12 protein-coding genes are annotated in these 13020 nt (G+C 66.6%); 8 read left to right on the top strand and 4 right to left on the bottom strand.

The features are described 5' to 3' along the window. Nucleotides 1–7: 7 nt before the first annotated feature. From QTI24_RS08960 to QTI24_RS08950, 3 genes are read left to right on the top strand one after another with little or no spacing between them, the layout of a single operon-like run. The gene (locus QTI24_RS08960; RefSeq protein WP_286599835.1) at nt 8–919 is read left to right on the top strand and encodes an alpha/beta fold hydrolase; all 912 of its coding nucleotides are present in this window, start codon (nt 8–10) and stop codon (nt 917–919) included. Further along, nucleotides 916–1803, top strand: coding sequence for an S-formylglutathione hydrolase (gene fghA, locus QTI24_RS08955; RefSeq protein WP_286599833.1), 888 nt, complete (start codon nt 916–918; stop codon nt 1801–1803). Before QTI24_RS08960 ends, fghA begins: the two co-directional genes overlap by 4 nt. Beyond that, the gene (locus tag QTI24_RS08950) at nt 1800–2408 is read left to right on the top strand and encodes a 3'-5' exonuclease (RefSeq protein WP_286599831.1); all 609 of its coding nucleotides are present in this window, start codon (nt 1800–1802) and stop codon (nt 2406–2408) included. The genes fghA and QTI24_RS08950 overlap by 4 nt, the downstream gene beginning before the upstream one ends. Here the strand turns inward: QTI24_RS08950 and QTI24_RS08945 are convergent. Further along, nucleotides 2405–2893 carry a gluconokinase gene (locus QTI24_RS08945; protein WP_286600083.1) on the bottom strand — a complete coding sequence of 163 codons (489 nt, stop codon included), beginning with the start codon at nt 2891–2893 and terminating at the stop codon, nt 2405–2407. The genes QTI24_RS08950 and QTI24_RS08945 overlap by 4 nt on opposite strands. 120 nt (nt 2894–3013) lie before the next feature. Here QTI24_RS08945 and QTI24_RS08940 point away from each other — a divergent pair, with 120 nt between their 5' ends. From QTI24_RS08940 to QTI24_RS08930, 3 genes are read left to right on the top strand one after another with little or no spacing between them, the layout of a single operon-like run. Next, nucleotides 3014–6226, top strand: a complete 3213-nt coding sequence (locus QTI24_RS08940) for an efflux RND transporter permease subunit (protein WP_286599829.1) — start codon at nt 3014–3016, stop codon at nt 6224–6226. Nucleotides 6227–6230: 4 nt separating this feature from the next. Next, nucleotides 6231–7448: an efflux RND transporter periplasmic adaptor subunit gene (locus tag QTI24_RS08935; protein WP_286599827.1), complete on the top strand. Its 1218-nt coding sequence runs from the start codon at nt 6231–6233 to the stop codon at nt 7446–7448. Then, nucleotides 7445–8926 (top strand): efflux transporter outer membrane subunit, encoded by a 1482-nt coding sequence (locus QTI24_RS08930; protein WP_286599825.1) that lies wholly within the window; start codon nt 7445–7447, stop codon nt 8924–8926. Before QTI24_RS08935 ends, QTI24_RS08930 begins: the two co-directional genes overlap by 4 nt. Here the strand turns inward: QTI24_RS08930 and QTI24_RS08925 are convergent. Further along, on the bottom strand, nt 8877–9971 hold the full coding sequence (locus QTI24_RS08925; RefSeq protein WP_286599823.1) for a PA0069 family radical SAM protein: 1095 nt from the start codon (nt 9969–9971) through the stop codon (nt 8877–8879). The two genes, QTI24_RS08930 and QTI24_RS08925, sit on opposite strands and share 50 nt — an antisense overlap. A gap of 120 nt (nt 9972–10091) precedes the next feature. Here QTI24_RS08925 and QTI24_RS08920 point away from each other — a divergent pair, with 120 nt between their 5' ends. Continuing rightward, nucleotides 10092–10448: a DOPA 4,5-dioxygenase family protein gene (locus QTI24_RS08920; protein WP_286599821.1), complete on the top strand. Its 357-nt coding sequence runs from the start codon at nt 10092–10094 to the stop codon at nt 10446–10448. Between the two features lie 24 nt (nt 10449–10472). Here the strand turns inward: QTI24_RS08920 and QTI24_RS08915 are convergent, their stop codons facing one another. Beyond that, nucleotides 10473–11129, bottom strand: coding sequence for a glutathione S-transferase family protein (locus QTI24_RS08915; protein WP_286599819.1), 657 nt, complete (start codon nt 11127–11129; stop codon nt 10473–10475). A gap of 116 nt (nt 11130–11245) precedes the next feature. On the opposite strand from QTI24_RS08915, the gene QTI24_RS08910 reads away from it, so the two are divergent. Beyond that, complete coding sequence (locus tag QTI24_RS08910; protein WP_286599816.1) at nt 11246–12463, top strand: polyhydroxyalkanoate depolymerase; 1218 nt, start codon at nt 11246–11248, stop codon at nt 12461–12463. 42 nt (nt 12464–12505) lie between these two features. Here the strand turns inward: QTI24_RS08910 and QTI24_RS08905 are convergent, their stop codons facing one another. Then, nucleotides 12506–12955: a CBS domain-containing protein gene (locus QTI24_RS08905; RefSeq protein ID WP_286599814.1), complete on the bottom strand. Its 450-nt coding sequence runs from the start codon at nt 12953–12955 to the stop codon at nt 12506–12508. Nucleotides 12956–13020 lie beyond the last annotated feature (65 nt).

Raw genomic sequence — 13020 nt, 5'->3', positions numbered from 1 at the left:
CACTGCCATGACCCGTATGGACGCACTGCGCACCATCCGAGCCGGCGTGCTGGACGTCTCGTACTTCGAGGCTGGTCCGCCAGATGGGCCGCCGGTGCTGCTCATGCATGGCTTCCCCTACGACGTCCACAGCTACGTCGAAGTCGCCCCCATGCTGGCCGATGCGGGATGCCGGGTGATCGTGCCGTACCTGCGAGGCTACGGCGCCACGCGCTTTCTGAGCGCCGCGACGCCGCGCTCCGGCGAACAGGCCGCGCTGGGCGCAGACCTGCTCGCGCTGCTGGATGCGCTAGCGATCCCGCGCGCGGTGCTGGCCGGCTACGACTGGGGCGGTCGCGCCGCATGCGTGGTAGCGGCGCTCTGGCCCGAGCGCTGCGCGGGGCTGGTGTCCTTCAACAGCTACAACATCCAGAACATCGCCAGGGCGATGGAGCCGGAGGTCGCGGAGAACGAACACCGGCTCTGGTACCAGTACTACTTCCACAGCGAGCGCGGACGTGCCGGGCTCGCGGCCGATCGCCGCGGCATCGCCCGTCTGCTCTGGCGACTCTGGTCGCCGACCTGGAAGTTCGACGATGCGACCTTCGAGCGCAGTGCAGCAGCCTTCGACCATCCGGATTTCGTCGAGATCGTGATCCACTCGTACCGTCACCGCTTCGGTCTCGTGCCGGGCGACCCGGCCTATGCCGCCATCGAGGCTCGGCTGGCCGCGCAACCGTCCATCACCGTGCCGACCATCACCTTCGATGGCGCCGACGATGGCGTTCGGCCGGTGGCCGATGCCTCCGCGCATGCGCACCGCTTCACCGGACCCCGTTCGCACCGCGTCGTGCCCGGCGTCGGCCACAACATGCCGCAGGAGGTACCGGGCGTGTTCGCCGATGCGGTACTCGAACTCGTACCCGCACTCAAGACATGACAGACAACCTGAAGACTCTTTCGGAACACCGCTGCTTCGGCGGCGTGCAGCGATTCCACGAACACGCCTCGCGAGAGATCGGCCTGCCGATGCGCTTCTCGGTGTACCTGCCGCCGCAAGCGGAGCATGGACCCGTGCCCGCCGTGATGTACCTCGCAGGTCTGACATGCAACGAGGAGACCTTCATGGTGAAGGCCGGCGCGCAGCGCGTCGCGGCCGATCTGGGTCTTGCATTGATCGCGCCGGACACCAGCCCCCGCGGGCAGTCGGTCGAGGGCATCGAGGGCGCGACGTCGAGCTGGGACTTCGGCATCGGCGCCGGCTTCTATCTGGACGCGACCGCCGAACCCTGGGCCGAGCACTGGCGCATGGAGAGCTGGCTGATCCATGAGCTGCTCCCGCTCGCCACGCAAGCCTTTCCGATCGATGCGAAGCGCATCGGCATTTTCGGCCACTCGATGGGCGGCCATGGGGCGCTGACGCTCGCACTGCGGCATCCGGGGCGGTTCAAGTCGCTGTCGGCCTTCGCGCCGATCTGCGCACCTTCTCAGTGCCCGTGGGGCGAGAAGGCGTTCAGCGGCTACCTCGGCAATGACCGCAGCGCGTGGCTGGCGCACGACGCCTCGGCGCTGATGCAATCGCAAGTGGTCGCGCCCTATCCGGAAGGCATCCTGGTCGACCAGGGCCTGGCCGACAAATTCCTGGCCGAGCAATTGCATCCGCACTTGTTCGAGGCTGCATGCTTCGCAGCCGGCCAAGCGCTGACCATGCGGCGGCACGAGGGCTACGACCACGGCTATTACTTCATCCAGAGCTTCATCGCTGATCACCTCGCCCATCACGGCAAGCTCCTGCGAGCCGGTTCGGCCACCGCCGCCTCATGAATAGAGACCTTCCTCCGCTGCCCGGACGCGAGCAAATCGCGCTGCTCGAACCATTCGAAGGCCTCGGACTGCAGGACATCCGGGTGGTCACCACGCTTCGGGAAGCCCAAGACGCGACGAAGGCGCTGCTCGCGAGCGGCGTGGTGGGCTTCGACACCGAATCGAAACCGACCTTCGCGAAGTTCGAGGTGTCCGGTGGCCCGCATGTGATCCAGTTCGCGACGCTCCACGAGGCTTGGCTGTTCCAGTTGCATCGCACGGAGTTCCACGGCGAGCTGGGTGCCTTGCTCGCGTCGACCGAACTTACGAAAGTGGGATTCGGCCTGTCGAGCGATCTGGGCCTGATCCGCCAGCGCTTCGGCGTCGAGCCCCAAGCCGTATTCGATATCGACAGTGAATTCCGCCACCGCGGTTATCGCAAGTCCGTGGGCGTGAAGACCGCCGTGGCACTGGTGTTCAACCGCCGATTCATCAAGTCGCGCAAGGCCACGACGTCGAACTGGGCCAACCGGCAGCTCACCGACGCGCAGCTGCGCTACGCAGCCAACGACTCGTACGCGGCGATCCGGGTGTTCGACGCGCTCGGGCTCCGCGTCGGCGCCTAGCTCAGCGGGGCGGGTCCAGCGAGCCAGGCGCGCGTCTGCGCGACGAGTTCCGCCCTCGGCGCCGTCGCATCGACTTCCAGCACACCCGACTCACCCACGGGTGACTCCAGCGTCGCGAATTGGTTGGCGACCAGGCTGGCCGGGAACATGTGGGCACCGGCCCGCGACGCGACCCGCCGCTCGGACTCTTCGCGCGTCAACGCCAGGAACACGAAGCGCAGCCCTGGCACGGCGGCGCGGAGCCGGTCGCGGTAATCGCGCTTGAGCGCCGAGCAAGTGAGCACCGCGCCCTCCGGATGGCTGGCCAGCTCCCGGCCCAAGGTGGCGAGCCAGCCAGCACGGTCAGCATCGGTCAGAGCAATGCCGGCGCGCATCTTGCTCACGCTTTCCCGCGAGTGGAAGTCGTCACCTTCGATCAGCGGCAGCGCCAGTTCGCGCGCCAGTTCTGCACCCAGGCTGGACTTGCCGCAGCCCGAAACGCCCATCACCACCAGCCAGTGAAAGCTGTCGCCGCCGGGAACGTAAAGCTGCTGCATAGGCTCCATTGTGTTGCCATCTCTCCTTATGATGGCGGCCTCGTTGTCGATAAGTAACAAGTCGTTTCCATGGTTCAGCTGGCTCTGCGTCGCCCGTACACCTTCATCGTGATGGCGATGCTCATCGTGCTGGCCACGCCTTTCGTGTTGCTTCGAATGGCGACCGACATCTTTCCGGAAATCAATATTCCGGTCATCAGCATCATCTGGAACTACGGCGGACTGCCGGCCCAGGAGATGGGCCAGCGCATCGCCGGTCAAACCGAGCGCAGCCTGACCACGACGGTCAGCGACATCGAGCACATCGAGTCGCAGTCGCTGGCGGGCGTGACCGTCATCAAGGTCTTCTTTCAGCCGACGGCGAACATCGAGACGGCCATCGCTCAGGTGGTGGCCTCGATGCAAACGCAGGTCCGCCAGTTGCCGCCGGGCATCACGCCGCCGCTGGTCATCAAGTATTCGGCATCGAGCATTCCGGTCATCCAGCTCGCGCTGTCGAGTCCCACGCGCCCGGAGAATGCGCTGTTCGACGCGGCGATCAATCAGCTGCGGCCGCAACTCATCACCGTGCCCGGCGTGGCGGTGCCCTTCCCCTACGGCGGCAAGAACCGGCTCATCTCGGTCGACCTCGACACCCAGGCCATGCAGGCGCGCGGCCTGTCGCCCACCGACGTGGTCAACGCGGTCAATGCGCAGAACCTGATCCTGCCGTCGGGCACGGCCAAGTTCGGCGCCACCGAATACAGCGTGCGCATGAACGGCTCGCCCGAAGCCATCGCCGGTCTCAACGACTTGCCGGTTCGCACTTCCGCCGGCGCGACCACCTACCTGCGCGACGTGGCGAACGTGCGCGACGGGTTTTCGCCGCAGACCAACGTGGTGCGGCAGGACGGCGTGCGCGGCGTCCTGTTGTCGGTGCTGAAGAACGGTGGCGCATCGACGCTGGACATCGTCTCCAACCTGCGCGCACTGCTGCCCGTCGCGGCGCAGGGCATGCCGGCGGACATCAAGATCACGCCGCTCTTCGACCAGTCGGTCTTCGTCAAGGCCGCCGTGCAGGGCGTGGTGGCCGAAGCCATCATCGCCGCGGCGCTCACGGCGGCGATGGTGCTGCTCTTCCTGGGCAACTGGCGCAGCACGCTGATCATCGCGCTGACGATTCCGCTGTCGATCCTGGCGTCCATCCTCGTGCTCTATGCGCTGGGCCAGACGCTCAACCTCATGACGCTGGGCGGCCTTGCGCTCTCGGTCGGCATCCTGGTCGACCAGGCGATCGTGACGATCGAGAACATCGAGCGCCATCTGCACATGGGCACCGAGCTCAACGAGGCCATCCTGGTCGGCGCCGGCGAGATCGGCCCCGCGGCTTTCGTGTCGACGCTGTGCATCTGCATCGTGTTCGTGCCGATGTTCTTCCTGTCGGGCGTGGCGCGCTTCCTCTTCGTGCCGCTGGCGGAAGCGGTGGTGTTCGCGATGCTCGCCTCATACATCCTTTCGCGCACGCTGGTGCCGACGCTGGTGATGCTGCTGATGGGGGGCGTGCACGCCAAGGCCGCAGCCGAAACCAGGCCGAGCCTGCTGCAGCGCGTGTACCGCAGCTTCGACCGCCGCTTCGAGCGCGTACGGCGCGCCTACACGCTCGTGCTGTCGGCCCTGCTGGCGAAGCGCGGCCAGTTCATCGCGCTCTTCCTGGGTTTCTGCGTTCTGTCGTGCCTGCTGTATCCGGTGCTCGGGCGTGACTTCTTCCCCGGCGTGGACGCGGGGCAGATCCGCCTCCACATGCGCGCCCCCACCGGTACCCGCATCGAGGAAACGGCGCGACTGGCCGACGAAGTCGAAGCGGCCATCCGGCAGCTGATTCCCAAGGACCAGCTCGAGACCATCCTCGACAACCTCGGCGTGCCCAACAGCGGCATCAACCTCTCCTACAGCAATGCCGGCACCATCGGCACGCTGGACGGCGAAATCCTCCTCTCGCTGCGCGACGGGCACAGGCCGACCGAAGAGTTCGTGTCGCTGCTGCGTGCGGAGTTGCCCAAGCGTTTTCCGGGCACGGAGTTCTTCTTCCAGCCGGCGGACATCGTCACGCAGATTCTCAATTTCGGCCTGCCCGCCGCGATCGACGTGCAGTTCAGCGGCAACGACGTCAACGCCAACGCTGCCCTCGCGGCGGAACTGGTCAAGGCCATCCGGCAGATTCCCGGCGCGGTCGATGCGCACGTGCACCAACGGCTTGACGGCCCCGGCCTGAACCTGCAGATGGACCGCACGCGGCTGCAGCAGTTCGGGCTGACGGCGGCGAACGTCGGGCAGAACGTGCTGATCGCGCTGTCCGGCAGTTCGCAGACGGCGCCGGCCTTCTGGCTCAACCCGCAGAACGGCGTGGTCTACAACATCGCGGTGCAGTCGCCGCAGTACAACGTGGACTCGCTTGATTCGCTGCTCAACATCCCGGTCGGCGCAGGCGGCGGAGCCGCGGGTTCCGGCAACGCGCCGCAGTTGCTGGGCAACCTGGTCGACGCCCAGCCCGGCAGGCAGCCGGCGGTGGTCTCTCGCTACAACATCAGCCCGGTGGTCGATGTGTACGTCAGTGTCCAGGGGACCGACCTCGCGAGCGTGGCGTCCAAGGTGCAGGCGCTGGTCGACGAGATGAGGCCCAAGCTCTCGCGCGGCAGCCAGGTCACCGTCCGCGGCCAAGTGCAGACCATGCAGTCGTCCTTCATCGGACTTGGCGTCGGGCTGGCGATGGCGATCGTGCTGGTCTATTTGTTGATCGTGGTCACCTTCCAGTCGTGGATCGATGCTGCCATCATCATCACCGCGCTGCCGGCGGCATTGGCCGGCATCGCGTGGATGCTATTCATCACCGGCACGACGCTCAGCGTGCCGGCATTGACGGGGGCGATCATGACCATGGGCGTCGCGACGGCGAACAGCATCCTGCTTGTGGCCTTCGCGCGCGAGCGGCTTTCGGCAGGCACGCCGCCATTGTCGGCCGCGCTCGAAGCCGGCGCCACGCGCATCCGGCCGGTGCTGATGACGGCGCTGGCGATGATCATCGGCATGATCCCGATGGCGCTGGGGCTCGGCGAAGGTGCCGAGCAGAACGCGCCGCTCGGCCGCGCCGTGATCGGCGGCCTGCTGTTCGCGACGGTGTCGACGCTGTTCTTCGTGCCGGCCGTCTTCGCTGAAATCCACAGCCGCCGTGCGCACCGCCAGGCGGCGCGCAACGCCGCCTCATCTGCACCACCCTCGCTCGGGGCCGAGCCCCAGGAGACCTGAAAACATGTCGGAGCAACGCCACGCGGCATTGGCCATCCACCCGATCGCCGTCGATGAGGACGGCGATCACCACGAGCTGCCGAAGCGCCGGCAGATCGTGCGCCGCACCCGGATCGTGGTGCTCATCGTGCTCGCTCTGCTGGCCGTCGGCGCCGCGCGCACCGTGTTCGTCCGCATGAGCAATGCGCGCGCACTGGAGGCCGGCACCGCCGAGCGCGCCGCGCAGTACGTCAAGACCGCCCTGCCCCAGACGGCTGCCGCCGGCCAGACGCTGGCGCTGCCAGGCACGCTGCAGGGCTTCGTGCAGTCGCCGATTTCGGCGCGCGCCAGCGGCTACCTGCGGCGCTGGACCAAGGACATTGGCAGCCGCGTCGAAAAGGGCGAACTCCTGGCCGAAATCGAGACGCCGGAAATCGACCAGCAGCTCTCCCAGGCCATCGCGGCGCGACAGCAGGCAGCCTCCGGTCTGGAACTGGCGAAGAGCACGGTCGCGCGCTGGGAAAACCTGCGCAAGAAGGATGTGGTCTCGCAGCAGGACCTGGACGAACGCCGCAGCGCGCTCGCGCAATCCACCGCGAACCTGGCCGCCGCCGATGCCAACATGCAGCGGCTGCGGCAGACCGAGGGATTCAAGCGCGTGCTGGCGCCCTTCGCCGGCGTGATCACGCGGCGCAACGTCGACGTGGGCGACCTGATCGATGCCGGCGGCGGTGGCGGCGGGCGGGCCCTGTTCATGCTCGCGCAGACCGATCCGCTGCGGGTGTACATCAACGTCCCGCAGGCCTATGCCCAACTCATCAAGGCGGGGCAGCCGGTCGTGGTCACCCAGGCAGAACTGCGCGGCCAGAGTTTTAAGGGCGAAGTGGCGCGCACCTCGGGCGCGATCGACACGACCACGCGGATGATGCAGGTCGAGGTGTCGCTGCCCAACAAGGACGGCACCCTGCTCCCCGGCGCTTACGTCCAGGTTTCGCTGCCGCTCGCGGCCAGCCAGTCGCTCACCATTCCGGCCAACGCGCTGATCTTCCGGGCCGAAGGTACGCGCGTGGCAGTGGTCGATGCGCAGGGGCGCGTCCACCTGCGCACCGTGCAGCTCGGCCGCAACTATGGAGAAACGGTCGAAGTGCTCGATGGCCTCGGCGCCACTGACCGGCTGGTGCTGAATCCGTCCGATTCGCTGGCCGAGGGCGATGTCGTCGTGGTTGCCAAGGAACCGGCGTGAGCTTGCCGCGGATCTCGATTCTGGCGGTCGCGCTGCTGGCGGGCTGCGTTGCAGGGCCAGACTACCGGAAGCCGCCCGTCGACGTGCCGGTGACCTGGCGGCTCGAAGAGCCGTGGCGCCAGGGAACGCCCAGCGACGCCGAGGACAAGGGCCCGTGGTGGCAGCGTTTCGGCGATGCGCAGCTCGATGCGCTGCAGCAGAAGGCACTGGCCAACAACCCGACGCTGGACCTCGCCGCCGCGCGGCTGGCGCAGGCGCGTGCATCCCTCGCTGGCAGCGAGGCCGCCCGCTATCCGCAAGTCGGGCTCGGCGCGCGCGCGGCGCGTTTCCAGATCTCCGAGAACCGTCCGCTCACCAACTACAACGCCCCGAATTTCTCGACGGTGCAGAACGACTTCGCCCTGTCGCTCACGGCGAGCTACGAGCTCGACCTCGCAGGGCGCGTACAGCGATCCGTCGAAGGCGCAACAGCGTCGGCTGCCCAGTCGACTGCCGACCTCGAGAACACGCGCCTGCTGCTCACGACCGACCTGGCGTCGAGCTACTTCAACCTGCGGTCGACCGACGTGGAACTGGACGTGCTGGCGCGCTCCATCGCGCTGCAGCGCCGAGCGCTGGAGTTCGTGACCGACCGCCACGAATTGGGCGCCGTGTCCGGCCTGGACGTGGCGCAGCAGCAAGCACTGCTCGACAACACCCTGACACAAGTGGACGTGCTGAAGAAGCAGCGCTCCCAGTACGAACACGCGATCGCCACGCTGAGCGGAACGCCCGCGCCCGTGTTCTCGATCGCGCCCGATCTCAAGCCGCTCGAGCCGCCAGCGATTCCCATCGGCGTACCGTCCGATGCGTTGGAGCGTCGGCCCGACGTCGCGTCCGCCGAGCGCGCGATGGCGGCTGCCAATGCGCAGATCGGCGTCGCCACCGCAGCCTTCTATCCGAGCGTGATGCTGTTGCCGACCGGCGGCCTCGACAGCCGCACGATCTCGACCTTGCTCGACGCCAACAGCCTTCTGTGGTCGATCGGCGTTTCTGCCACGCAGACGATCTTCGATGGCGGCCGCATTCGCGCCAACGTCGATTTCACGCGTGCCGGCTATGACGCCGCCGTGGCCAACTACCGCCGGGTCGTCCTGACTGCAATGCAGGAGGCCGAGGACGGCATTACCGGCCTGGCCTCGCTGGACCGCGCATCGACGCAGGCACTCGCGGCCGTCGCGAGTTCGCGCCGCGTGCTGGAAATGGCGGCCAGCCGCTACGAGGGCGGCGCGTCGATCTATCTCGATGTGATCACCGCCCAGCAGGCCCTGCTCAACACCGAACGCCAAGCCGCGCAGATCAACGGCCAGCGCATGCTGACCTCGGTCTTTCTGGTGAAGGCGCTCGGCGGCGACTGGTGCGGCGTCGAGCCCCGCGGCGCGACCGAAGCTAGAACAGGCTGCCCTGCCCCGCTGCGCCAGGTGGTCGGAACGCGCTGAGATCGAACGTGGTGCGATCCCGGCCAAAGCCGATGCGCTGCGTCGCCTTCTCAAAGCGCTGACGGATCAGGTCGGCCCACAACCCGCTGCCCTTCATGCGGGTCGCGAAGTCGGCGTCGTAATCCTTGCCCCCGCGCATCTCGCGGATGCGCGCCATGATGCGGCCCGCACGCTGCGGGTAATGCAGCTCGAGCCATTGCTTGAAGAGCGGCGCGACTTCCCAAGGCAGACGGATTACCGTGTAGAACGCGCTGCGCGCGCCTGCCTCCCAGGCCGCTTCGAGCACCTGCTCCATGTCCTCGTTGACGAAGGGAATCTGCGGACCCACGCTCACGCCCACGGGCACACCCGCTTCGGCCAGCGTGCGCACGGTGCGCAGCCGGCGGTGCGGCGCGGCCGCGCGCGGTTCGAGCTTGCGCGCGAGTTCGCCGTCCAGCGTGGTGATGGTGACGTACACGGCCGCCAGGTGCTCGGCCGCCATCGGCGCGATCAGGTCGAGGTCGTGCTCCACCGCGCTGGACTTGGTAACGAGGCCGAAGGGGTGGCGCGTTTCCTTCAGCAGTTCGATCACCGATCGCGTGAGCCGCAGTTCGCGCTCGATCGGCTGATAGCAATCCGTTGCGGTGCCGATCACGATGGGGCTGGGCACGTAGCTCTTGCGGCCCAGTTCGGCGCGCAGCACCTCGGCGATGTTGCGCTTGGCGATCAGCTTGGTTTCGAAATCGAGCCCCGGCGACAGATTGAGGTAGCTGTGGGTCGGACGGGCGAAGCAGTAGATGCATCCGTGCTCGCACCCTCGATAGGGATTGAGCGAACTGTCGAAGGGCACGTCGGGCGAATCGTTGTGGGTGAGCACCGACCTGACGTTTTCGAAGCGCACCTCTGTGGCGAGCGGCGGCAAGCCCTCGGCGTCGGCCGCGCCTTCCTCGAGCGTGCCCCAGCCGTCGTCGAAGGCGTTGCGCGTGTCGCGCTCGAAGCGATGTGGCAGGCGCGTGGCCGCGCCCCGGCCCTTCAGGGCATGCAGCGGGATAAAAACATCGGCCATGATCGTCACCCAAAATACTGTATGAAACAACAGTATTCCATCTTTCCGTCGCCGATGCAGCAAGCGCTTGTTACCGATGAGCGGACGGAGGCGTAAGCTTCATCCTCCCCGGAGTTCACCATGCCTCGCCGCCCCGAAAACCTCTACCCGCAGTACCACGCTCATATCTATTTCGGTCCGGACACCGTCGCCCAGGCGCGACAGGTGGCCGAGGAAGCCGGGCGAAATCTGCTGGTGGTGGTCGGTCGGGTGCATGAAAAGCTGGTCGGCCCGCATCCACACTGGAGCTGCCAGATCGCCTTCGATGCCGCGGAATTCGACGAAGTCATCGGCTGGCTGGACACCCATCGCAACGGGCTCGACATCTTCGTGCACGGCCTGACCGGTGACGACTACCTCGACCACACGGCGCACGCGATGTGGCTGGGCAACGAGGCGACGCTCGACCTGCGCATGTTCCGCAAGCCAGCGGCCTGAAACGGGACGCCTGCCGGCAGGCGTTCAGAACTCGGCGTCGAGTTCGTCGATTTCGTCCGGCTCCTGCTTGGCGGCCTTGATCCACTCCTGCATCGCAGGCAGTTCGATGATTCGCTTGCAATAGGCGGTGCAGACCCGATCGAGCGCCACGTCGTAGGTCATGAAGCGCGTGACGACGGGCGCGTACATCGCGTCCGCCATGCACGGCTGCTCACCAAACAGGAAGGGTCCGCCGTATGCGCCCAGGCATTCGCGCCAGATCGCGACCACCCGGTCGATGTCGGACTGGGCACGCGACCAGATCTTGAAGGCGGGGAATTTCGCCTTGACGTTCATCGGCAGCGAGCCGCGCATCGAGCTGAAACCCGAATGCATCTCGCCGCAGATCGCCCGGCAGTGGGCGCGGGCCTTGGCGTCGGCAGGCAGCAGCCCGGCCTTGGGCTTGATTTCGTTGAGGTACTCGCCGATCGCGAGCGTGTCCCAGACCTTGATGCTGCCGTGCTGCAGCGAGGGCACCAGCATCGATGCCGAAAGCAGCAGCATCTCGGCCTTCATCGCCGGATCGTCGGGCGGGATGATCTTTTCGGTGAACTCCAGGCCCGCGAGCCGGCACATCAGCCATCCGCGGAGCGACCATGCGCCGTAGTTCTTGCTGCTGATGGTGAGTACGGGTTTGGCCATGCTGACGCTCCTCGGCTGCCGGATCGGCCTGAAGGCTGTGCAAGGCCTGTGCCAGAACGGTGCGCCCCGCCGACCGCGCCGCCGGGCTTGGCCCGCAACTTGCCTACAGCCCATGCATGCTGTACCGGGCCTACCAAACCAACGCCGACCTGCTTTCGCCATCTCGGCTTGCGGCCCAATACCTCGGCACTGCGCTCTGGCAGTCGAAGGCCGACCGCAGCCTGACCCGCCGGATCGCCGCGGCCATGGAGGTCTACTCGCGCATGCGGCTCACGCACGCGCGTCCGCCCTACGACATCGAGAGCGTGATGGTCGACGGCGAGGAAGTCGCGGTGCACGAGGAACCCGCGCTGGTCGCGCCCTTCGGCACGCTGCTGCACTTTCGCAAGGACACCAGCGCGGTGCATCCCCCGGTGCTGCTGGCCGCACCACTGTCGGGCCATTTCGCGACGCTGCTGCGCGAAACGGTGCGCACCCTGCTGCGCGACCATGACGTCTACATCACCGACTGGCACAACGCGCGCGACGTGCCGCTCTGGCATGGCGGATTCGGCCTCGACGACTACACGCTGCAGATCATCAGCTTTCTGGAGGCGATCGGCCCCGGCGCGCACATGGTCGCGGTGTGCCAGCCCTGCGTCGCGGCGCTGGCGGCGACCGCGCTGATGTCGGAAGACGACAACCCGTCCACGCCCCACAGCCTGACGCTGATGGCCGGTCCGGTCGATTGCCGCATCAACCCCACTGCGGTGAACAAGCTTGCCAACGAGCGCTCAATCGGCTGGTTCGAGCGCAACCTGATCAGCCGCGTGCCATGGCCGCATGCCGGCATGATGCGGCGCGTCTATCCCGGCTTCCTGCAACTCTCAGCGTTCATGAGCATGAACCCGGACCGCCACAAGCAGCAGTTCGCCAAGCTCTTTCAGCATCTGGTCGATGGCGAGCTCGACCAGGCCACCACCATCCGCAACTTTTACGACGAGTATCTGGCGGTGAACGACCTGCCGGCCGAGTTCTATCTGGAGACGGTGGAACGGGTGTTCCAGACCTACGACCTACCGCGCGGCGAACTCACGGTGGGCGACCGCAAGGTCGACCCCTCGGCCATCCGCAAGACTGCCTTGCTGACTGTGGAAGGCGAGCGTGACGACATCTGTGCCGTCGGGCAGACCGTGGCTGCGCAGGACCTGTGCACCAGCGTGCGCCCCTACCTCAAGACCCACCACCTGCAAGCGGGTGTCGGCCACTACGGTGTGTTCAGCGGCAGCAAGTGGAATACGCAGATCTATCCACGTGTGCGCGAGACGATCCACACAGCGGCCGAACTCCATTGAGTTGGCGAAGCGAGACGAAGTGCGCGCAGCCTGGGGGCGAGCCTAGGAAGATTCGTCTTCCGCGGGCCAGTCGCGGATGTACGCCTTCAACATCTTGTTCTCGAAGTTCTGGCTGTCGACCACTGCCTTCGCGACGTCGTAGAAGCTGATCACGCCCATCAGCATGCGCTTGTCCATCACCGGCATGTAGCGTGCGTGGCGGTCCAGCATGATGCGGCGGATTTCGTCGAGGTCGGTTTCGAGGGTGCAGGTCACGGGATGGTCGTCCATCGCCTTGCGCACCAGCGTGCCACCGACCTGGCCGCCGTTGGCGACGATGGCAACGATCACCTCGCGGAACGTGAGCATGCCGACGAGATCGCCATGTTCCATCACAACCAGCGAACCGATGTCCTTGTCGGCCATGGTGTTGACCGCGTCAGCCAGGGGTTGATCGGGCGTGGAAGTGAAGAGCGTGTTGCCCTTGACGCGCAGGATGTCGCTGACTTTCATCGTGTTGCTCCTCTCTTACTCGGCGGCGTGCCAATTTGAATATAGCCCACAATGGCCGCCCATCC

This window comes from Variovorax sp. J22P240, assembly GCF_030316855.1.
In the GTDB taxonomy this organism is placed as follows: domain Bacteria; phylum Pseudomonadota; class Gammaproteobacteria; order Burkholderiales; family Burkholderiaceae_C; genus Variovorax.
This window is presented reverse-complemented; position numbering and strand designations above follow the sequence as displayed.

Excerpts from the sequence above, each read along its gene's own strand:
- QTI24_RS08935 (WP_286599827.1), top strand. The coding sequence starts at position 6,231 with ATGTCGGAGCAACGCCACGCGGCATTGGCCATCCACCCGATCGCCGTC.
- QTI24_RS08915 (WP_286599819.1), bottom strand. The coding sequence starts at position 11,129 with ATGGCCAAACCCGTACTCACCATCAGCAGCAAGAACTACGGCGCATGG.
- QTI24_RS08920 (WP_286599821.1), top strand. The coding sequence starts at position 10,092 with ATGCCTCGCCGCCCCGAAAACCTCTACCCGCAGTACCACGCTCATATC.
- QTI24_RS08925 (WP_286599823.1), bottom strand. The coding sequence starts at position 9,971 with ATGGCCGATGTTTTTATCCCGCTGCATGCCCTGAAGGGCCGGGGCGCG.
- QTI24_RS08940 (WP_286599829.1), top strand. The coding sequence starts at position 3,014 with ATGGTTCAGCTGGCTCTGCGTCGCCCGTACACCTTCATCGTGATGGCG.
- QTI24_RS08960 (WP_286599835.1), top strand. The coding sequence starts at position 8 with ATGACCCGTATGGACGCACTGCGCACCATCCGAGCCGGCGTGCTGGAC.
- fghA (WP_286599833.1), top strand. The coding sequence starts at position 916 with ATGACAGACAACCTGAAGACTCTTTCGGAACACCGCTGCTTCGGCGGC.
- QTI24_RS08950 (WP_286599831.1), top strand. The coding sequence starts at position 1,800 with ATGAATAGAGACCTTCCTCCGCTGCCCGGACGCGAGCAAATCGCGCTG.
- QTI24_RS08910 (WP_286599816.1), top strand. The coding sequence starts at position 11,246 with ATGCTGTACCGGGCCTACCAAACCAACGCCGACCTGCTTTCGCCATCT.
- QTI24_RS08905 (WP_286599814.1), bottom strand. The coding sequence starts at position 12,955 with ATGAAAGTCAGCGACATCCTGCGCGTCAAGGGCAACACGCTCTTCACT.
- QTI24_RS08945 (WP_286600083.1), bottom strand. The coding sequence starts at position 2,893 with ATGGGCGTTTCGGGCTGCGGCAAGTCCAGCCTGGGTGCAGAACTGGCG.